At 59.9% G+C, this 20,817-nt stretch carries 13 protein-coding genes; 5 read left to right on the top strand and 8 right to left on the bottom strand.

The genetic code is table 11. The annotated features are described in order from the left end of the window. Positions 1-218 precede the first annotated feature (218 nt). From BSF44_RS02205 to BSF44_RS02195, 3 genes are all read right to left on the bottom strand, one after another. The gene (locus BSF44_RS02205; RefSeq protein ID WP_008052058.1) at positions 219-836 is read right to left on the bottom strand and encodes an FKBP-type peptidyl-prolyl cis-trans isomerase; all 618 of its coding nucleotides are present in this window, start codon (positions 834-836) and stop codon (positions 219-221) included. A 121-nt stretch (positions 837-957) separates the two neighbouring features. Next, positions 958-1,248, bottom strand: a complete 291-nt coding sequence (locus tag BSF44_RS02200) for a DUF6482 family protein (protein ID WP_046041769.1) — start codon at positions 1,246-1,248, stop codon at positions 958-960. A gap of 131 nt (positions 1,249-1,379) precedes the next feature. Continuing rightward, positions 1,380-1,868, bottom strand: a complete 489-nt coding sequence (locus BSF44_RS02195; RefSeq protein WP_007970904.1) for a TIGR00645 family protein — start codon at positions 1,866-1,868, stop codon at positions 1,380-1,382. A gap of 170 nt (positions 1,869-2,038) precedes the next feature. Between BSF44_RS02195 and BSF44_RS02190 the strand changes: the two genes are divergently transcribed. Next, positions 2,039-3,868 carry a hypothetical protein gene (locus tag BSF44_RS02190; protein WP_095942064.1) on the top strand — a complete coding sequence of 610 codons (1,830 nt, stop codon included), beginning with the start codon at positions 2,039-2,041 and terminating at the stop codon, positions 3,866-3,868. 6 nt (positions 3,869-3,874) lie between these two features. On the opposite strand, the gene BSF44_RS02185 is transcribed toward BSF44_RS02190, so the two are convergent. Both BSF44_RS02185 and BSF44_RS02180 read right to left on the bottom strand, forming a co-directional pair. Further along, complete coding sequence (locus BSF44_RS02185) at positions 3,875-4,216, bottom strand: hypothetical protein (protein ID WP_008052055.1); 342 nt, start codon at positions 4,214-4,216, stop codon at positions 3,875-3,877. Between the two features lie 319 nt (positions 4,217-4,535). After that, positions 4,536-6,974 carry a Lon protease family protein gene (locus BSF44_RS02180; RefSeq protein ID WP_095942063.1) on the bottom strand — a complete coding sequence of 813 codons (2,439 nt, stop codon included), beginning with the start codon at positions 6,972-6,974 and terminating at the stop codon, positions 4,536-4,538. Between the two features lie 419 nt (positions 6,975-7,393). On the opposite strand from BSF44_RS02180, the gene BSF44_RS02175 reads away from it, so the two are divergent. From BSF44_RS02175 to BSF44_RS02160, 3 genes are all read left to right on the top strand, one after another. Then, positions 7,394-7,882 carry a DUF3015 domain-containing protein gene (locus BSF44_RS02175; RefSeq protein ID WP_008052053.1) on the top strand — a complete coding sequence of 163 codons (489 nt, stop codon included), beginning with the start codon at positions 7,394-7,396 and terminating at the stop codon, positions 7,880-7,882. 94 nt (positions 7,883-7,976) lie between these two features. Then, entirely contained in the window at positions 7,977-9,830 is a 1,854-nt protein-coding gene (locus BSF44_RS02170; protein WP_095942062.1) for a DUF4105 domain-containing protein, read from the top strand. A 284-nt stretch (positions 9,831-10,114) separates the two neighbouring features. Continuing rightward, positions 10,115-10,609, top strand: coding sequence for a GreA/GreB family elongation factor (locus BSF44_RS02160; protein ID WP_095942060.1), 495 nt, complete (start codon positions 10,115-10,117; stop codon positions 10,607-10,609). Here the strand turns inward: BSF44_RS02160 and gdhA are convergent. Together gdhA and ettA are read right to left on the bottom strand one after the other, a co-directional pair. Continuing rightward, on the bottom strand, positions 10,606-11,952 hold the full coding sequence (gdhA, locus tag BSF44_RS02155) for an NADP-specific glutamate dehydrogenase (protein WP_095942059.1): 1,347 nt from the start codon (positions 11,950-11,952) through the stop codon (positions 10,606-10,608). The genes BSF44_RS02160 and gdhA overlap by 4 nt on opposite strands. 371 nt (positions 11,953-12,323) lie before the next feature. Further along, on the bottom strand, positions 12,324-13,988 hold the full coding sequence (gene ettA, locus BSF44_RS02150) for an energy-dependent translational throttle protein EttA (protein ID WP_095942058.1): 1,665 nt from the start codon (positions 13,986-13,988) through the stop codon (positions 12,324-12,326). A gap of 417 nt (positions 13,989-14,405) precedes the next feature. On the opposite strand from ettA, the gene BSF44_RS02145 reads away from it, so the two are divergent. Further along, positions 14,406-18,254: an EAL domain-containing protein gene (locus BSF44_RS02145; RefSeq protein ID WP_095942057.1), complete on the top strand. Its 3,849-nt coding sequence runs from the start codon at positions 14,406-14,408 to the stop codon at positions 18,252-18,254. A gap of 16 nt (positions 18,255-18,270) precedes the next feature. Here BSF44_RS02145 and BSF44_RS02140 read toward each other — a convergent pair whose 3' ends face one another. Continuing rightward, positions 18,271-20,622 carry a glycoside hydrolase gene (locus BSF44_RS02140; RefSeq protein WP_256588933.1) on the bottom strand — a complete coding sequence of 784 codons (2,352 nt, stop codon included), beginning with the start codon at positions 20,620-20,622 and terminating at the stop codon, positions 18,271-18,273. Positions 20,623-20,817 lie beyond the last annotated feature (195 nt).

Raw genomic sequence — 20,817 nt, 5'->3', positions numbered from 1 at the left:
AAGGAACTGGTGCGTAATCTGTTTCTGTTCTGCTATGCCCGGGCGTTGCGCCCGCACAGTGAATTGCACAATAAGATCGAACTATGAGCGACACCCAAAAAACTGTGGGAGCCAGCCTGCTGGCGATGGTATCAACGCGGTCTTGAAGAAAAAACCGGTCGCCCCTATCGCCAGCAGGCTGGCTCCCACATCAGTCTGTCATGCAGACAGGCCGGGCCTTACAGAACGTCAAGCAGTTCGACGTCGAACACCAGTACGCTGTGCGGCGGGATGCTGCCAACGCCTTGAGCGCCGTAAGCCAGTTCGCTCGGCACGTACAGACGCCATTTGCTGCCGGCGTTCATCAGTTGCAGGGCTTCGGTCCAGCCGGCGATCACGCCGCCAACCGGGAATTCCGCAGGCTCGCCGCGCTCGTAGGAGCTGTCGAACACAGTGCCGTCGATCAGAGTGCCGTGGTAGTGAGTACGCACGGAGTCTTCACGGGATGGCTTGGCGCCCTCACCAGCGGTCAGCACTTCGAACTGCAGGCCGGAAGCCAGAGTGGTGATGCCGTCACGCTTGGCGTTTTCAGCCAGGAAGGCCAGGCCTTCGCCAGCAGCCGCTTCAGCCTTGGCTGCAGCTTCGGCTTGCATGATTTCACGGATGACTTTGAAGCTTGCGGACATTTCTTCCTGACCCACACGGCTTGGCTTGCCGGCGAATGCGTCGGTCAGACCTGCCAGGATCGCGTCCAGGCTTACGCCCGGTGGCGGGTTGTCGCGCAGTTGGTCGCCCAGCTGACGGCCAATACCGTAGCTGACGCGGGTTTCGTCGGTGGACAGATTTACTTCGGACATGACACTGCTCCGCTGTGCGGGCGGCTCGGGAACTTGCCATGCGTGCACAGCGCGTCCCGGAGCGCCCGGAACCAAAAGGGCCAGCAGACTAGCACAGATGTCATGCCATTGATGAGGGACCTCAGGCGATCGGCACCTTCAGGTTTTCCTCCACATCGGCAACCAGACCGCACATTTCGTCATGCACGACCGTGTGCACGAGGTTGAAGTGCAACTTGGGAAAGGAGCGCAGCACATCACGGGCATGCTCCACCGAACGCAGGCTCATCATATGCCCGTGCGTATCGCTCAAGGGATACGCCGTGCCGTGCATCCGCGCCTCCAGCAGATAGATACCGCCCTCCATCGAGATCAGGTTCAGCTCATCGACCTTCCCGGCGACGGCATACGCATTCAACTCTTGCAGGTTCATGAGCGCACCTCACGCAGTAACGAGCCTTTTTACAGGGATAGGCTTCGGCGCATCAAAGCACAAGCCACAAACGACGCCGCCCGTCTGTTTTGCAACAGACGGGCGGCGTGTTTCATGGGGCCGGCAATGGATCAGTGCTTGGTGACTTTATCCAGGTAACCCATGGCAAATGCCGAGACCACGAAGGTCATGTGGATGATCACGTACCACTGCAAATGTTCAGGATCGACGTTCTTGGCGTCCATGAAGATGCGCAGCAGGTGAATGGACGAGATCGCCACGATCGATGCGGCTACCTTCATCTTCAGCGACGAAGAGTCCATGGTGCCCAGCCAGTTGAGCTTTTCCTTGCTGTCGTCGATGTCCAGTTGCGAGACGAAGTTCTCGTAGCCGGAAATCATCACCATCACCAGCAGACCGCCCACCAGGGCCATGTCGATCAGAGACAGCAGTACCAGGATCAAGTCCGATTCGGCCATCGAAAACACGTTCGGGATGACGTGGAAGACTTCCTGAAAGAATTTCAGTGCCAGCGCCAACAGCCCGAGAGACAGACCGAAATAGATCGGCGCCAACAGCCAGCGCGAGGCGTACATTGCATTTTCGATAAAGCGTTCCATTGAATCTCACATGTTGGGCTGAAAACGGCGCGAGTATACCAGCCACCCGTCTATAGCCAGAAGCTGCCAGAAACCGTCGAAAAATCCATCACCTGCGCCGGTGTATCAAAGTTTTTCTGCTAGTGTCCAAATCATTGGCTGCTCAGTGATGTCGGACAGGAAGACTGGAAATGGATGTGCGATTGCCTTTGACGAGTGCCGGAATTTGCCTGGCGCTGCTGCTGAGCGGCTGCTCGCCCAGCGACGAAAAACGCCAGGTCAGTCTCGAAGAAAAAACCGCGCAGTTCGAAAAGTCGCTGGACGCCATCCAGGATCCGAAACTCAAGGATGCCGTGTCGGAGCTGGGCGGCTCACTGCTGCTGCTCGAACGCGCGCAACTCAAGCTCGACAGCAAGCCGGTGGAAACCGAATACGGCGAAGACGCCCTCGCCATGCTCAAGCACTACCCGAGCCCGCAGGCCTTGGTCGACACCTACATCAACGGGTTATTCGTGTTGCAAAAGGACTCCGGTTCCGACTACCTGACCGATTTGCAGCCAGTGTTCCCTTTCACTTTCAGCGTTCCTGCCGCTTTTTTGTTTCCCCATGGCCTGGAATGGCAGTCGGTCACGCTAAGCAACAAACGGGTGATCCCCTTCCAGCCGGAGTGGTCGGAAACCGACCCCGGCATTCAGCTCAGCCCATCGAGTTCCAACCTGACCAACCCCGATGACCTGACCGTGGCCTACCCCTTCATCGAAGGCCTCGACATCGACAGGACGCAGCAACCGCAACCGGTAAGCCTGCAAGGCAAAGTCGAAGTCATCGCGCCACGCCGTCTCTACAGCTTCGACCTGACGAAAAAGGACGTAGGCCAGACCCGCACCAATGACAACCTGAGCGTCACCCTGCTCTCATTGACGAACAACTACGCGGAAATCGAATACAACAACAGCGCGCCACTGGCCCCCGAGCTCAGTGAAACGCCGCTCAACCCGCTGATCGTCCAGGCCAGGGACAGCACCGGGCAATTCATTGCGCGCGCCGGCTCAATCAACGAAACCTCGGTACAAATTGCCTTCTATCAGCAACAGCTGGCCAAGATGCAGCAGCAAAAAAGCTGGAGCGAGGCCCTGGAAAAACAACTCGACGAAGAACAACGCAACTTTGAGAAACAGCAGGCTCGGCATTATTCGAAGGTGTACTTCAACGGGACGATCGAAACCCTCGAAGTCAGCCTGCTGGATTTTTCCGCCGTCACGGTCACCCGAAAGGACCTCGACCTGCCGATCCGGCGCTTCGATGCCAATACCACGGACAAGTCCATCCAGCCCTTGAACCTGTCCGTGGTGGTCTACGACGACCAGGCGGCGGGCTGGCTGAAAGGGGCAACGCTGAGCGAGGATCAGCTGAAAAAGAACGTCAGCATCAGTCAGTCGGTCGACGACCCCAGCGCTGCGCGAATCGAATTCACTCACCTGCGCACCTTCAACGATGAACTGCTCGGCACATCGTTCAACCCCGGTGAAAGTCCGGTGAGCTTCTTTACCGAAGACACGCTTGGCAAACGCGACGAGCCGATCGAACTGCCGTCCGAGGCGTACCAGATCGATCCCCTGCGCGGCATCATCACTTACGACCTGAATCTGTTTCCGCAAACCCCGGCCTATGCGGTGGGCTCGATGCCGCTGTTCCTGGCCACGGTCGACAAGCAAACCGTCGAAGCCCGTCAACTGCCCAAGGGCCTCGCGCTCAAAGACAATGCACTGGTGGTGGACCTGAAGGCATTTCCCGCCCAGGACTGGCGCTTTTTCGCCAAGGACGACAGCGGGAATTACTTGAAGGAGATTCTATCGGTCAGCCATGGCGCGAGCGCACAGGGTCCGGCGCAGTTTGCCGTGCATTACTTCTACGGGCAGCCTACGCGCCTGGAAACCTACCAGCGCACTGACCTCGCCACCGTGCAATATGGTTTCGAAGTCAAACTCGACAAGGCCGACATGACACGCCTTGATCAATAGTGCCACTCAGTGCTCGGGGTGGAACTCGAAGCCGCCCATGTTCCGGCAGCGACCGCCGTTGATTTCCCGCAGTTGCGCTTGCAGATGCAGGCACCAGATTTGCGGATCGTCGGCCAACTCGTAGCCATGCAGGGTCAGGCTTTCAACGATGGTGTCGAGGATTGATTCAGCGACGAACGGACCATGAAACGGGCCTTGGGCCTTGATGGCCGAAGGTTGTTCACCGGCCATTCCGGCGGCGAACAGCAGAGTCCACATGCCCGTATCTCCCGCCAATGGACGGATGGCACATTCGATACGGGTCACAAGGCCCAGGCATTGACGGGTGAGGCAGAGGTTGCGCGACATGGCGGCGACCCTCGGTAGATCCGGTATTCAGCCCCCATGGGAAGGCTGTTTCGATCCTGTGATTACTGTCGACATCCTTGAGCAGAGAATAGAAGAAAAGTCTGGCTTGCAGACCGGAGCAGGACCGAAAGGCGCCGAATGGTCATAGTGTGAATATTGACGTCATTTCGACGACGCTTTTCCAGTAATCCATACATAAAAATGTGGGAGCCTGTTCGCGAAAGCGGACCGTCATTCAACACATGGGTTGAATGTCAGTCCCTCATCGCGAGCAGGCTCGCTCCCACAGTAGAGCGGTGTGAGTTAGCTCAAGTGTGCATCAAGCCGGTTTGGTTTCCGCCAATGCCTCTTGCGCCAACTCCTTCTCGGCTTCCTTCAGATCATCTTCGCTGATCATTTCCGCGATAACCCGCAGACGCTCCACGACCCGCGCGTTCACGCTGCCTTCAGGGAACTCGCCATTCTCGTCCGGCTCGCCGGCCGGCTCACCGACCAACAAGCTCAAGGCTTCGTCGGCCTGACGGACCGCGTAGACATGGAACTGCCCCGCACGCACAGCCGCCAGCACCTTCTCGTCAAGCATCAGCGTGGCGACGTTGGCATGAGGAATGATTGCTCCCTGCTCACCGGTCAACCCGCGGGCTTCGCACAGCCGGAAGAAGCCCTCGATCTTCTCGTTGACCCCGCCGACCGCCTGCACTTCGCCGAACTGGTTGATGGAACCTGTGATGGCAAAGCACTGCTTGAGCGGGGTTTTCGACAAGGCCGAAATCAGGGTGCAAGCCTCGCCAAGGGAAGCACTGTCGCCATCGACATAACCGTAGGATTGCTCCAGGGCGATGCTCGCGGAAATCGCCAGGGGAAACTCCTGGGCGTAGCGGCTGCCCAGATAACCGGTAAGGATCATTACGCCTTTGGAGTGGATTGGCTGGCCGAGGTTGACCTCGCGCTCGATATCGACGATACCGCTGCCACCCGGGTACACCGTGGCGGAAATCCGCGCCGGCACACCGAAAGCCGAGTCGCCGACTTCCAGCACGGTCAAGCCGTTGCACTTGCCGACCGCTGCGCCAGCGGTGTCGATCAGGATGATCCCGGCCAGCATGTCGTCGAGAATCCGCGCCGACACCCGCCCGGTCCGCGTGGCCTTGGCCTTGAGCGCGCGCTCGATGTGCCCCGCGTCGGTCATTTCATCGCCAGCCAGGTGACGAATGAAATCCGCCTCGCTGACCAGCTGGAACAAATCACCGATACGCGCCGACAAGCGCCCCTGGTGCTCCGCCAGACGCGCACTATAGGTCGCCAGGCGTGCCACCGCATCGGCGGTCAGAGGTGCCATGCCTTCTTCGGAAGTGCGGGTCTTGAGCAACTGGGCGAACTGCTCCAGGCTCTCGTCGACCATCGGGATGTCTTCGTCGAAATCCACCAGGACGCGGAACATCTCCTGGAAGTCCGGATCGAGGTCTTGCAGCGTGTAATACAGCTGACGGGCCCCGATGATGACGACCTTGACCTGCAACGGAATGTGTTGCGGGGTCAGGGTGACGGTGGCCAGACGACCCAGCTCACCGAGTGGCGATTCCATTTTCAGCTTGCGCGATTGCAGGGCTCGTTTCAGCGCATCCCACACGAATGGCTCGCTGAGCATTTTGTCCGCTTCAAGGATCAGGAAACCGCCGTTGGCCCGGTGCAAGGCACCCGGCCGCAGTTGGCGATAGGTGGTGTACAGCGCGCCCTGATCGGTGCTGTATTCGATGCGCCCGAAAAGGTTTTCGTAGGTCGGGTGCGGCTCGAACACCACCGGCGCACCGCCGCTGGCCGAGTGACCGACCACCAGGCTCGGCGCGTATTGTTCTTCCAGCAATTTGCGGGCGACTGCGTCGGTCTTGCTGTCATCTACCAACTGCTCGACCACGGTCTTGAGCAAGTACACCTGCATCGCTTGCAGATAACCGCATACCGCCGCGTTCTCGGCGTACTTCTCCGACAATGGCGACAACAATGGCTGCAAGGCCAGGGTGATGGTTTCTTCGTTCAGATGACGCAGCTGATTGCTCGACTCGCGCTTCCATTGTGGCAGGCTGGCGAGTTCTTCGTTCAGGCGCTCCTCCAGTGCCGAAATATCCTCGTGAAAGCGGTCGCGCTCGGCTTCCGGCAACTGGGCGAACTCAGCTTCGTCCAACGCCTTGCCGTCGCCCATTGGGGTGAAGGCGATATTGCTGGCGTCGCGGTACAGCGCGACGTCCTTTTCCAGGGCCAGACGCTCGATGACGTCCAGGGCCTTGTCGTAGCGCTGGTTGAAGGCGCGGTCGATGCCGCTTTTCTTCTGCTGGTAGGACGGATGCTCGAAGACTGCCGGAAATGTCGCCAGCAGGTTGTCGATCAACACGTTGATATCACCAATGAAGTTACCGGCAGTGCCCGACGGCAACTCCAGGGCACGTGGTTCGCGCGGTTCATCGAAGTTGTTGACGTAGACCCAGTCCGCCGGGGTCTGCAGGCGCTTGCCTTCGGCCTTGAGGTAGCGTTTGACGAACGAGAACCGGCCAGTGCCGGGCTCGCCCATGACGAATACGTTGTAACCGGGGCGTGGCATGGCCACACCGAACTGCAAGGCTTCGACCGCGCGTTCCTGGCCAAGCACACCGCGAAAGGGCTCCAGATCATTGGTGGTAGAGAAGCTGAACTGTTCAGCGGAAAACGGACGGGTCAGCGCTTCGGGCGCTAGACGCAAGCTGGCAGCAACAGGATCAGGCATCGGGCTTCCTTACAATCAGGCGGGGCAGATGGCAGCATTCTGGCGCTGCCCATGCCCGACTGGCAAGGAGCGCCGCAGGCCTGAGCATCGTCAATCGGCCAACCCCAGGCGGGCCGGGCTTGCGCCGGTGTTTCCCATGAATGTTTTGCAAAAAATCACGGAACCCCGTGATCGTGCCTAAACTCCAAACTGCGCGGCTGGGCTAATGCCCGGCCCACTGGCACCGGAACGGTCTGCAGGAAAACTCGCCGAGCGGCGATCAGGCAAGGCGAAAGCAGGCGAGGAAGCGGAGTGTAGGGACCTACATGAGCATTCCGAGCCTGCTTTCAACGCAGTATGATCGTCGCGCAGGCAGTTTGCGTGCAGAGCTGGGGCCAGAATCCCTTGTCTATTGGTATGCACACAAAGAGAACAAAGCTATGAAACGGATTCTTCTTGGTACTCTCTTCACCGCTGTATCCATCAATGCCATGGCGCAAGCGCCAGGCGGCCCGGATTGCGGTTGGGGCAACATGCTGTTCGAAGGCCAGCGTGGTACTCCGGCTCACTTCCTGGCATCCACCACCAACGGCACCTCCGGCAACGCAACCTTCGGCATGACCTCCGGCACCAACGGTTGCGCAACCAATTCGGCGCTGACCTATGGCGGCAAATCCTGGTTTGCCATGAATGGCATGATGAACGAACTGTCCGAAGACATGGCCAAGGGGCAGGGCGAAGCGCTGACCACCTATGCCGTGGTACTGGGCGTGGCACCGGAAGACCGTGCGCACTTCGCCGCCGTCACTCACGAGCACTTCCAGCAGATCTTCAGCAAAGCTGACGTGACCGCAGAAGACGTGCATACCAATACTCTGGCCGTGCTCAAAGCCGACCCCCGTCTGGCCAAGTACGCGACTCAAGCTTAAGCTCGACCCGCCCCCGCTTCTTTCGGGAAGCGGGTTTTATTTTTTGGACCTGCCCCTCTTTGGGTCTTTTTCTCAAGTATTTAAGTTGCCTTCTATGCTCAAACGCCTTGCCTGGCTGGCGCTGTGTGTCTGCGCCCCGCTGTCCGCCTCGCCTAACATCGACCCACAACGTTTGCAGCAACTGGCCAACGACCCTTTCTGGATATCCCTGGGCCATTACGAAACCGCCAAGCTCGGCGGCTGGCGCAGCTATGTCAGTGACCGCAGGTTCTTCCTCGCCCCTGACGGCAATGAACACCCGGACCATGAACTGGCGGCGACCGTACAAGCCTTGTACGCACCGGCCAGTACCGGTGAAACACACGCTCAATGCGTCTACCCGGCCCGCACCCGCTGGCTGAAAGAACAACTCGGCCTGACCGGCCTGCCAACGCCGGACTGCGTCGGGTTCAAGCAATGGTTCAAGGACGTCTCGCCCGACAGCGCGGTGATGATCTTCCCGGCGGCTTACCTGAACAGCCCGTCCTCGATGTTCGGCCATACCCTGTTGCGCATCGACCAGGCCGAAGTGAAGAGCGACAAGACTTCTCTGCTCAGTTACGCGATCAATTTCGGTGCCTACATCGAGGGCTCCGACAACAGCATCATCTATGCCTGGAAAGGCCTGATGGGCGGCTATCCCGGCCTGTTCGCGATGGTGCCCTATCAGGAAAAGCTCTCGGAATACCGCAGCCTGGAAAACCGCGACCTGTGGGAGTACCGCCTGAACCTGACCCAACAGGAAACCGCGCGCATGGTCGAGCATGTCTGGGAGCTGAAACAGATCAAGTTCGACTATTTCTTCTTCGACGAAAACTGCTCATACCGCTTGCTGGAACTGCTGCAAGTGGCCCGCCCGGGCCTGCGCCTGACCGAGCAATTCCCGCTCACGGCCATCCCGACCGACACCGTCAAAGCCGTGAAAAATGCCGGACTGGTGGAGTCCATCCAGTATCGTCCGTCCCGTGAGCGCGAACTGCTCAGCCGCGCCGAGCCGTTGAATCCTGAAGAACAGCAATGGGTGCTGAAAGTCAGCGCCGATCAGAAACAATTGCAAGACCCGGCGTTCAAGGCGCAACCCCGCGACCGTCAGGCGCTGATCATCGATGCGGCCTATCGTCTGGAGCGTTACCGCGCCAACGGCCAGGAACGCGATCCCGCGCGCGCCCAGCGCAGCTTTGAACTGCTGCGGGCAATCAACCAGAACCCGGCGCCGGAACTGGATATCCCGCAACCGGGCCTGCCTGAGGACGGTCACGAGTCGCGCACCTGGCAGCTCGGCCTCGGCACCCGTGGCGATAAAGCCTTTGGCGAATATGGCTTGCGCATGGCTTATCACGACCTCAATGACAACAATGAAAGCTTTCCCCTCGGCGCGCAGATCGAAATCCTCCAATTGAAACTGCGCCAGTACGAAGGCAATGACTGGCAAGTGCAGCAACTGGACCTGGCCACCATTCGCTCCATGACTCCGCGTAACGAGCTGCTGCAACCGCTGTCATGGCAAGTCACCGGCGGTCTGGAGCGAGTGCCGGGCAAGCACGATGACCAGACCCTGGTCAGCCACGTCAACGGCGGTGGTGGTGGCACATGGCATCTGGGCGATGACATGCTCGGCTTTGCCTTGGGCACGGTGCGTATCGAGCACAACAACGACTTCGCCGCGTTCATTGTTCCGGCCGCTGGCTTCAACACGGGTGTGCTGTGGAAAAACCCGCTGGGCAACCTGAGCCTGGAAGCCAAGGGCGACTTTTTCGCCAATGGAGAAGTGCGCCGTAGCCTGAGCCTGAATCAGCAATGGGAAATATCCCGCAACCTCGGACTGCGCCTGAGCGCCCAGCGCGAGTTCAGCCATTTGGCGACGGCCGAGAACGAAGTGATGCTTGAGCTGAAGTGGTATCACTACTGACCTGACACACCACTCGCTCCCACAGGGGTTATGTGGCGTTCAACAAAATGCATGCACACCTTTCACCCCCCCGACGAATCCACTTCTAGACTTTATCTATGAGTCGCGTATCGGCTTGGGAGAGTGAGACGTGGTGGTATGTGGGATGGCTTGCTTTAAAGCCTGGCAGCAGCAGAAGGATCAGGCCGCCGCCCGGGCCTGTCACTCGCCATAAGTCGCTTTCAGACATCCAGTGAAACCAAATGCCTGCGACCATGGCCCAAATCCTATACCGGGAGAATTCCATGAGCCGTGCCTTCGTCAATGAAGATAACGCCGCCGCGCAAGCCGATCAGCCAGTCGAACGGCAGATCAGCGCGCAGCCCAATTACGTCACGCCGCAAGGCCTGAACCTGTTGCAGGGAAAAGTCACCGAACTGCAAACCCTGCACGCCGAACAATCGGCAAAAGGCGAGCAGGCCGACAAGCAGCGCCTGGCGGATCTCGAACGTGATCTGCGTTACTTCAAGCAGCGCTTGGGCAGCGCTCAGGTAGTACCCACCGCGACGTCGACCGAGAAAGTGCAGATCGGCAGTTGGGTGACCTACGCCGATGAGCACGCCACCGAGCGCCGGGTACAACTGGTGGGCGAAGATCAGGCCGATGCCGCCCACGGCCTGATCAATTGGGGTTCACCACTGGGACGGGCACTGCTCGGTGCGCGACTCAACGATGAAGTGCTGTGGCAGCGCCCTGCCGGGGATCAACTGATTGAGGTGATCCGTATCGAACCGGCTTAGACAACGCCCTGGGCCAGCATGGCATCGGCGACCTTGACGAAGCCGGCAATGTTTGCGCCCTTGACGTAGTTGACCCGGCCGTCCTTCTCACCGTAATGCACGCAAGCGTGGTGAATCGACTGCACGATCGCGTGCAGCTTGCTGTCCACTTCGCCGCCGGTCCATGCCAGGCGCATGGCGTTCTGCGACATTTCCAGCCCGCTCACCGCTACACCACCGGCGTTGGACGCCTTGCCCGGCGCGAACAGAATGTCGGCTTCGATGAACAGGTCCACCGCCTCGAGAGTGGTCGGCATGTTCGCGCCTTCGGCCACGCAGATGCAGCCGTTGCGCAGCAAGGTGCGAGCGGCTTCGGCATCCAGTTCGTTTTGCGTCGCGCACGGCAGCGCGATGTCGCAGCTCAGACTCCATGGCAGCTCACCGGCGCGGAACTCCAGGCCAAAGCGACCGGCCAGTTCACGGATGCGCCCGCGCTGTACATTTTTCAGTTCCAGTACCGCCAGCCATTGCTCCTCGGTCAAACCGCTTTCGCAATACAAGGTGCCTTCGGAGTCGGACAGCGAAATCACTTTACCGCCCAGATCCATGACCTTGCGCGCTGCGTATTGCGCAACGTTGCCGGAGCCGGAGATCGCTACGCGTTTACCTTCAACGGCCAGGCCGCGACGCTTGAGCATTTCTTCGGCGAAGTACACGCAACCGAAACCGGTGGCTTCCGGGCGAATCAGGCTACCGCCGTAGCTTGGGCCTTTGCCGGTCAGCACGCTGGTGAACTGGTTGCTCAGGCGCTTGTACTGGCCAAACAGGAAACCGATTTCCCGCGCGCCGACACCGATATCACCGGCCGGTACGTCGACGTCAGCACCGATGTGGCGGTACAACTCGCTCATGAACGCCTGGCAGAAGCGCATGACTTCCGCGTCGCTTTTGCCTTTGGGGTCGAAGTCCGAACCGCCCTTGCCGCCGCCCATGGGCAATGACGTCAGGGAGTTTTTGAAGGTCTGCTCGAAGGCGAGGAATTTCAGGACGCCCATGTTCACCGACGGATGGAAACGCAGGCCACCCTTGTACGGCCCGATCGCGCTGTTCATCTGGATGCGGAAGCCGCGATTGACCTGGACCTTGCCCTGATCGTCGACCCACGACACGCGAAACACCACCGCCCGCTCCGGCTCGCAGATGCGTTCCAGGATGCCGGAGGTCAGGTAATGCGGATTGGCTTCAAGAAACGGCCACAGGGTACGCAGGACTTCTTCGACAGCCTGGTGAAATTCGGGTTGGTCCGGGTCGCGTTTTTTCAAGCGCGCAAGGAAGGATTCGACGGATTCGACGGATTCGATCATGGAAAAGTCTCGGCAAATTTATTGTCGTTGGAGGTGATTGAGCCGGACTGTAACAAACGATTCGCGCACAAGAACAGCGCAAAATGTCGCGATTATGAAATTAAATGGTGCACAGGATATAAATTAACCTGGTTTTTTGACCATTCTTGCACCTGAATGGGGATTCACAATTCAAGTCTTGCACCATCAGGTACACCGCCATCGCGAGCAGGCTCGCTCCCACAAGGGATGTATGCTGGATTGGGATTTGTGGCCTCCACAAAACCCTGTGGGAGCGAGCTTGCTCGCGATGAATGCGCCGCGGTATCGCTGAAAAAAAGCACAAAAAAACGGAGCCCGAAGGCTCCGCTCTTTATGCAACCAACCCGAAATCAGGCCAGTTTCTTGTGCCGTACACGATGCGGCTGGGCAGCCGCTTCGCCGAGGCGTTTTCTACGATCGGCTTCGTACTCGGTGTAGTTGCCTTCGAAGAACACCGCTTGCGAGTCGTCTTCGTACGCCAGGATGTGAGTCGCGACGCGGTCCAGGAACCACCGGTCGTGGGAGATCACAATGGCGGCGCCCGGGAAGTCCAGCAGGGCTTCTTCCAGGGAACGCAGAGTTTCGACGTCGAGGTCGTTGGACGGTTCGTCGAGCAGCAGGACGTTGCCGCCCTCCTTCAGGGTCAGGGCCAGGTGCAAGCGACCGCGCTCACCACCGGACAGGTCCTTGACGAACTTCTGCTGGTCGCCGCCCTTGAAGTTGAAGCGACCGACATAGGTACGCGACGGGATCTCGTAGTTGCCGATGCGAATCTGGTCGGAACCGTCGGAGATCTGCTGGAACACGGTCTTGCTGCCGTCCAGGTCCTCGCGGCTCTGATCCACACAAGCAAGCTGCACGGTTTCACCGACTTCGATGCTGCCCGAATCCGGCGTTTCCTTGCCCATCAGCATGCGGAACAGTGTCGACTTACCGGCACCGTTACCGCCGATCACGCCAACGATGGCGCCTTTAGGCATGGAGAACGACAGGTTGTCGATCAGCACGCGGTCGCCATAGCCCTTGGTGACGTTCTTGAATTCGATGACCTTGTCACCCAGGCGCGGACCGGCCGGGATGTAGATCTCGTTGGTTTCGCTGCGTTTCTGGAATTCCTGCGACTGCATTTCTTCGAAGCGTTGCAGACGAGCCTTGGATTTCGACTGGCGGGCCTTGGCGCCTTTGCGCACCCACTCCAGTTCTTCCTTCATGGCTTTTTCGTGGGCCGACTGCTGCTTGGATTCGGCAGCCAGACGATCGGACTTGGCTTCCAGCCAACCCGAATAGTTACCCTCGTAAGGAATGCCCGCGCCGCGGTCGAGCTCCAGGATCCAGCCGGCAACGTTGTCCAGGAAGTAACGGTCGTGCGTGATCGCGACCACGGTGCCCGGGAAGTCGTGCAGGAAGTGCTCAAGCCACGCAACGGAGTCGGCGTCCAGGTGGTTGGTCGGTTCGTCGAGCAGCAGCATGTCCGGGGCGGACAGCAGCAGGCGGCACAGGGCCACACGACGCTTCTCACCACCGGACAGGACTTCAACCTTGGCGTCCCAGGCCGGCAGACGCAGCGCGTCGGCGGCGACTTCCAGTTGACGATCGAGGTTGTGACCGTCACTGGCCTGCAGGATCGCTTCGAGCTTGGCCTGTTCGGCAGCCAGTTTGTCGAAGTCGGCGTCTTCTTCAGCGTAAGCCGCGTAGACCTCATCCAGGCGAGCCTGGGCGTTCTTGATCACGCTGACCGCTTCCTCGACCACTTCACGCACGGTCTTGGTCGGGTCCAGGATCGGCTCTTGCGGCAGATAACCGATATTCAGCTCCGGCATCGGACGGGCTTCGCCCTCGAACTCGGTGTCGACGCCGGCCATGATTTTCAGCAGCGTGGACTTACCCGAACCGTTGAGGCCGAGTACGCCGATCTTGGCGCCGGGGAAGAACGACAGAGAAATGTTTTTCAGGATTTCCCGCTTCGGCGGAACAACTTTGCCCAGCCGATGCATGGTGAATACGTATTGAGCCATGGAGAACCTTGGGTCAGTGACAGATGAATGATTGGAGCGCAGGCGATGCCCGGGCCAGACCGTGCGCGTCGTCCGTAAGAGGCGACGCTGAAAAAGTCTGAGTCTAGGAGCTGGTCCAGACGCTGTTAAAATGTAACGAGCGAAGGAAAGACAAGGCGAAAACAGGCGAGGACGCGGAGTTTACGAGTTGTAAATGAGCAGTCCGAGCCTGTTTTCAACGCAGTATTTCCGAGAGCAGTAGTTTTAGCAGTGTCTGGGCTCCCGCGTAACCGGCAAAGCTACCTGAATGACCGGTGGCAGTCCAGCCGACGGGCAGGGGCTGGCACTTCGCCACAACTCAAGGCATGCTAGCCGCCCTTCGGGCGTCCGGCTTATAGTGCACGTCGCGCCAGTCCAGCCATACCGCAGGATTACAGCTTGTCCATTGTCCCTCCGCCTCTGACTTCCAGTGCGCCGGCCACAGCGCCCGGCTCCCCCCTGCGCGGAACCTTGAAGGGCACCTTGGCGACACTCGTATTGTTGCTGCTGGCCCTGCTGTTCTGGCAGTTGCTCGACCAACTGCGGGAAACCCAGAAGAACCAGCGCCAGTACACCATCGACTACACCGCCGATCTGGCCGCGCAGGTCAGCCTGAACATGGCGCTCAACGCACAGATCGCCCTCAACCTGTTACCGATCGTCGAGCAACCGCGGGACGCCGATGAACTGCAGGCCCTGTTGCGCAAGTTGCAACAGTCGCTGCCTGATCTGCGCAGCCTGGCGTTGCTCAGCCCCTCGGGAAGAGTCATCAGCGACAGCGCTCCCGTCAGCGATGACAGCGACTACCTGGGTGAACTGGTACGCCGCAGCCACGCCCAGGCGCACTATTTCAGCAACGCCACCGACGGTTCCGTGGTGCATTTATTGTTGCATCAGGCCAGCGGCAGTTCCCGAGGCTATTGGGTCTTGCGCCTGACACCCACCTTCTTTTCGTCCCTGACCAAGCAACGCGAGGCCGGCGGCCGCCCGTTGTGGCTGGTGGAGAACCGCATCAATCATCAGATCATCAGCCGTGACGAAGCGCTGCCCTCGGTCAATCCGGGCACGCTGACCGCGGACGATGTCGCCAACAGCGTGCTGACCGTTGCGCTGAGCAGCAGCGATTGGCAACTGCGCGGCTTGTTCGACCGCCAGCGCGTGCTGGAAGAGCTGCTGCCGGCATTCATCGGCAAATGCCTGCTGGGCCTGGCGTTTTCCATGCTGCCGTTCCTCGCCTTGCTCAACACGCGCCGGCGTCAACGCCAGCTGAATGAAGGCCGCCGGCGCTACCAGGACATTTTCGAAGGCACCGGCGTGGCCTTGTGCGTCCTCGACATGTCCGGGCTCAAGGTCTTTTTCGACAAGGCACAGCTGCAGGGCAGCGAGCAACTGCAAGCGTGGCTGGCGATCCCGGAGCAACGCCGGCCATTGCTCAAGGAACTGCGGATCACAGAGGTCAACCAGGTAGCGCTGCAACTGCTTAATGTCGATAGCGCCGACAAAGCCTGGAAACTGCTGATCGACGGTAATCCACAAGACGGCACCACCATCGGCGACCAGGTGCTCGATGCGATGCTCAACCAGCAGCAACAGCTCGAGCTGGAAATCAAGCTCCAGGACGCCAGTGGTCGCGACCAGCACCTGTGGCTGGTGCTGCGCCTGCCGCAAACCCCGGACGACTATAAAGCAGTGATCCTGAGCATCACCGACATCACTAGCCGCAAGCTCATCGAACTGTCGCTGCAGGAGCGCGAAGGTTTCTGGTCGGACGTGGTGCGCACTGTGCCGGATCACCTGTATGTGCAGGATGTGATCAGCCAGCGCATGATCTACAGCAACCATCACCTGGGCCAGACCCTGGGTTACAACCGCACCGAACTGCACCAGATGGGCGAGTACTTCTGGGAAATCCTCCTGCATCCCGAAGACGCCGACTACTACCATCGCTCCCGCCAGATCCAGCGACAGGCCGGTTATCGCCAATTGATGCAGTGCCAGTTGCGCTTCCGCCATCGGGACGGCCAATGGCGACGCTTCGAGATTCGCGAGCAGGCTCTGGCCCGGGACAAGAACGACCAGGTCACGCGGATCATCGGCGTGGCCAAGGACATCACCGACCAGATCGAAGCCAGCGAGTCCCTGCGCGACAGCGAGCAGCGCTACCGGATGCTCGCCGAAAGCATCAGCGACGTGATTTTCTCCACCGACAGCCGCCTCAACCTCAATTACGTCAGCCCTTCGGTGCAAGCGGTGCTGGGTTACGACGCCGAGTGGATTTTCCAGAACGGCTGGCAATCGACCATCGCCAACCCGCAACAACTGACCGGCATCTACCACCTGATGGACCGGGTCAGCAAAGCGCTGGATCAGCCGGACCAACTGGCGTTGCTGCGCAGTCAGGTGCAAACCCAACTGTTCCTGTTCGATTGCCTGCGGGCCGACGGGCGCAAGATCCCGATCGAACTGCGCCTGGTATTGGTCTGGGACGAACACGGCACGTTCGAAGGCGTGCTCGGCGTCGGCCGCGACATCAGCCAGCAACGCCGGGCCGAAAAAGACCTGCGCATGGCCGCCACGGTATTCGAACACTCGACCTCGGCGATCCTGATCACCGACCCGGCCGGCTACATCGTCCAGGCCAACGAAGCCTTCAGTCGTGTCAGCGGTTACGCCATGGAGCAGGTCCTCGACCAGTTGCCGAACATGCTGACGGTCGACGACCAGCAGGAAGCCCATCTGCGTTACGTGCTCAAGCAATTGGGCCAGCACAGCACCTGGGAAGGCGAAGTCTGGCTCAAGCGCCGTAATGGCGAGCATTACCCGGCCTGGGTCGGGATCACCGCCGTGCTCGACGATGAAGGCGACCTGGCCAGTTATGTGTGTTTCTTCAGCGACATCAGTGAGCGCAAGGCCAGCGAGCAGCGGATTCACCGCCTCGCCTACTACGATGCCCTGACCCACCTGCCCAACCGTTCGCTGTTCCAGGATCGCCTGCACACGGCACTGCAATCGGCCGAACGGCAGAAGTCGTGGGTGGTGCTGATGTTCCTCGACCTCGACCGCTTCAAGCCGATCAACGACTCCCTGGGCCACGCCGCCGGCGACCGCATGCTCAAGGAAATGGCCACGCGCCTGCTCGGTTGCGTCGACGATGACGACACCGTGGCGCGCATGGGCGGTGACGAATTCACCTTGCTCCTGCAACCGCGAGCCAACCGTGAAATCGCCCTGAACCGGGCGATCCATGTGGCCGAACAGATTCTTGCCAGCCTGGTGAAACCCTTCGTACTCGAAGGTCGCGAGTTCTTCGTCACGGCCAGTATCGGCATCGCCCTGAGTCCGCAGGACGGCAACGAACTCAGCCAGTTGATGAAGAACGCCGACACCGCGATGTACCACGCCAAGGAGCGTGGCAAGAACAACTTCCAGTTCTATCAGGCGGACATGAACGCCAGTGCGCTGGAGCGACTGGAGCTGGAAAGCGACTTGCGCCATGCCCTGGAACAGAACGAATTCGTGCTGTATTACCAGCCGCAGTTCAGCGGTGACGGCAAGCGACTGACCGGTGCCGAGGCGCTGTTGCGCTGGCGTCATCCACGCCGCGGGCTGGTGCCGCCAGGGGATTTCATCCCGGTGCTCGAAGAGCTCGGACTGGTGGTGGATGTCGGCGACTGGGTGATCAGCGAAGCCTGCCGCCAACTCAAGGCCTGGCATCAGGCCAGGGTACGGGTGCCGAAGGTGTCGGTGAACATCTCGGCGCGGCAGTTCTCCGATGGTCAGCTCGGCACACGAATTGCCACCATCCTCAAGGAAACCGGCCTGCCGCCGGCATGCCTGGAACTGGAACTGACCGAAAGTATCCTGATGCGCGAAGTCAGCGAGGCGATGCAGATCCTCGACGGCCTGAAAAACCTCGGCCTGAGCATTGCAGTCGACGATTTCGGTACCGGTTATTCATCGCTCAATTACCTCAAGCAATTCCCGATCGACGTTCTGAAGATCGACCGCACCTTTGTCGATGGCCTGCCCAGCGGCGAGCAGGACGCACAAATTGCCCGGGCAATCATTGCCATGGCCCACAGCCTCAACCTGGCGGTGATCGCTGAAGGCGTGGAAACCCATGAGCAGCTGGATTTCCTGAGGGAACACGGTTGCGACGAGGTGCAGGGTTACCTGTTCGGACGGCCGATGCCGGCCAATCGGTTCGAGGCCCAATACAGTAACGATGCATTGTTCATGTTTGATTAAGCGCTGCCCAACCAGCTCAACGCGCCTTGAACACCGTACTCATTTCATGCACTCGCACCGGTTGCCCAGGTTCTTCGACACGGGCAGAGAGCGCAGGCAGCGTCGTACCTTGCGCCACCATCGGCCCGCTGCTGAAGTTCACGGTGATGCGCGTTCCATCCGCATAGCTTGATTGCTGGAGCGCGCGATCTGTCGACAACACCTTGAAGTCCGCTATCGCCACTCTGAACAGTCGCTCGTGCAGCGGGCGGAAGATTCGGTCATAGGCTGCGATCACCGGCAGATCACGATCGAGCACTTCATCGGCGAGGTGATAAAGCGGCGGCACCATGTACAACAATTGCAGGAGCGCCGTCGCCTCCCAGTCATTGCTGAACTTCAATGAGCCGTACTCCCAGTGATGGGTTGTCACGACGCTGTCATGCAAGGCGATCTGATAAAGCGGCAGGCGAAACCGTGGCGAGCGCACATAACGGGCGATCGAAGGCTTGAGCGGTACAGGCTTGAAGTAAAGACTGGGCGTTTCGTCGGGCCAGTAACGGCCTCGATAGTACGGCGAGCGTGAATCCTTCATATCAGGATCCATCCAGGCGAAGGGCTGCGTCGTCATGCCCTGGGCAAACGCGAACTGCGGGGCGTACCAGGACAACCCGCCTTCCGTTCCGGTCACCAGGCCAAATGCCCGGGCAGGATAAGCGAGCCTCTGGCGCACGCTCTGACTGTCCTGCGATTCACTGGTCTCGCGGCCGGGCGTATAGTCCTCGCGCGGTGGGCCGGCGCCATCCACATCCAGGAAATAGCTGTTGAGCCCAGCGTTTTCTGCAATCGCATCGATGCGTTTTCGAGCATAGTCATGGGCTGCACGAGCGCTGACATACACCCCACGTCCGGCAAAACCGATGGCGGGTTGGCCGTTTTGATCCCGGTAACCGGCATTCGCCAACTCATCGCCCATCTGCGCGGTAGACCAGGTTGCCGTAAGTTTTGAGGGGTGGGCGCTGCCATAGCTGTCGTAGACGCCGACCAGGTAACCCGCCGCCTTGGCTTGTTCAATGGCTTCAGGGTGCCAAAGCGCCGTTCGCCACTCACTGACACCCAGCCAGGCACGGCGCAATCCAGCCGATTGCAGCGCGCTGACCAGGTCGGTCGACAGACCGCCTCCCCAACGTCGGGCGGGGGCCAACAGCGGACCGAAGGCCTGCTCCATGGCGACGCTCATATCCCGTGCCCACGCCACTTCACCACCTGGGTCATGCCCGCCCGACAGCGGTGTCACTTCGGGACGGGCAATCACCTTCAACAGTGCCGCGTTGAGCGCTCGAACCACCTCTCTTTTCAGCCATGGCTCAATATCACCCGGGTTCCTGGCAGCCGCCTTGAACGCCTTCTCGACGGCTTTGCGCTTTTCATCATCAAGCGCCTTCCACAGACGCCCCGCCAGTTGCGTGTCATCGCCTTGCTGACGCTGGAACTGTTCCAGAAACGCTCGCCATTGAACGATGTCCGCGACTTTCAGCGGATCGTTGCCCCATAGATAGATATGGGACGCCCCTCCTAACCGGGCGACCTCGGGCGTCGCGGCAATCTTGTCGTTCAAGGAGACAAACTGGCCGTTTGCCTGCAGCCACTGCCGGTATCCACGCGCCCCCGACAACGGGTCCGGCGGGCCGGGCACAAATCGCAGGGTATAAGCGGCATCAGGGGATAGAGAGGAGAAACGGTGAGTAAAGCCAGGTCGTGCCCGATCAGCCCTGCGTTCGACATCAAACGTTGTATCCAGGGGTGTCTCCAACAGCCAGGTCACGGAAAGCCCCTCTCGCAGCTCCGTCCAGAACGGCATGGAAAGAATACTCAGCACACTTTCCGGCTCGTAACGACGCACCATCCAGTCAAGCCACCCGGGGTCGTCCGCCGGCACATAACTGCCCTCGCCAAAAGGAAATGCGTAGGCCTTGATGGCCCCGGGATCCGCAGTCCGAGGCCAGTTCAAGACCGATGGACCTCGTGACCGGACTGACACCCGCAACGCACCAAGCTCGATACTGGCCGTGACCTTGTACCGGGCCGCACCTGCAACCACTTGCCATTCGCGATCCGACAGCCGCTCCACCGTGCCGCCGCTGAACGCCGGGGACGCCAGCGCCAGGCGCTTGCCTTGTGAAGTCGTGAGCGAAATGGCCAACGTGGCCGGCTCAATTGCAAACTGCCCGACGGAACTGTCCAGCAGCACAGGGGCATTAGCCAAGGCGTACGTCGAGCCGGGCATCATGCAAGCCAACACGATGGCCCATACAAGGGCTATCCAACGACATGGGCAAGCCTGCGCGGAAACAGGCGTGGTAGGCATCTGATCGGTCACGGGCATCATCCATCGGCCTCCTGTCCAGCGTTCAGGGGCAAGACGTTCGTCAGCTCAAGTCTTCATCCAGGCTTCCAGAACAGGGTGTGCCCCGCAAAAAAACAAGGATGCCCATCTCGGCTCCGCGCTTCAGGGATAATTTGTGTCCGAATATTCAGCCGCGCACCGTGAATGCCACTTGTCTGCGACATGATGCCGTTTCAT

The sequence above is a fragment of the Pseudomonas sp. ACN8 genome (assembly GCF_002303925.1).
Lineage (GTDB): Bacteria > Pseudomonadota > Gammaproteobacteria > Pseudomonadales > Pseudomonadaceae > Aquipseudomonas.
The sequence above is the reverse complement of the archived record's forward strand: the minus strand, read 5'-3'. Positions and strand labels throughout refer to the sequence as shown.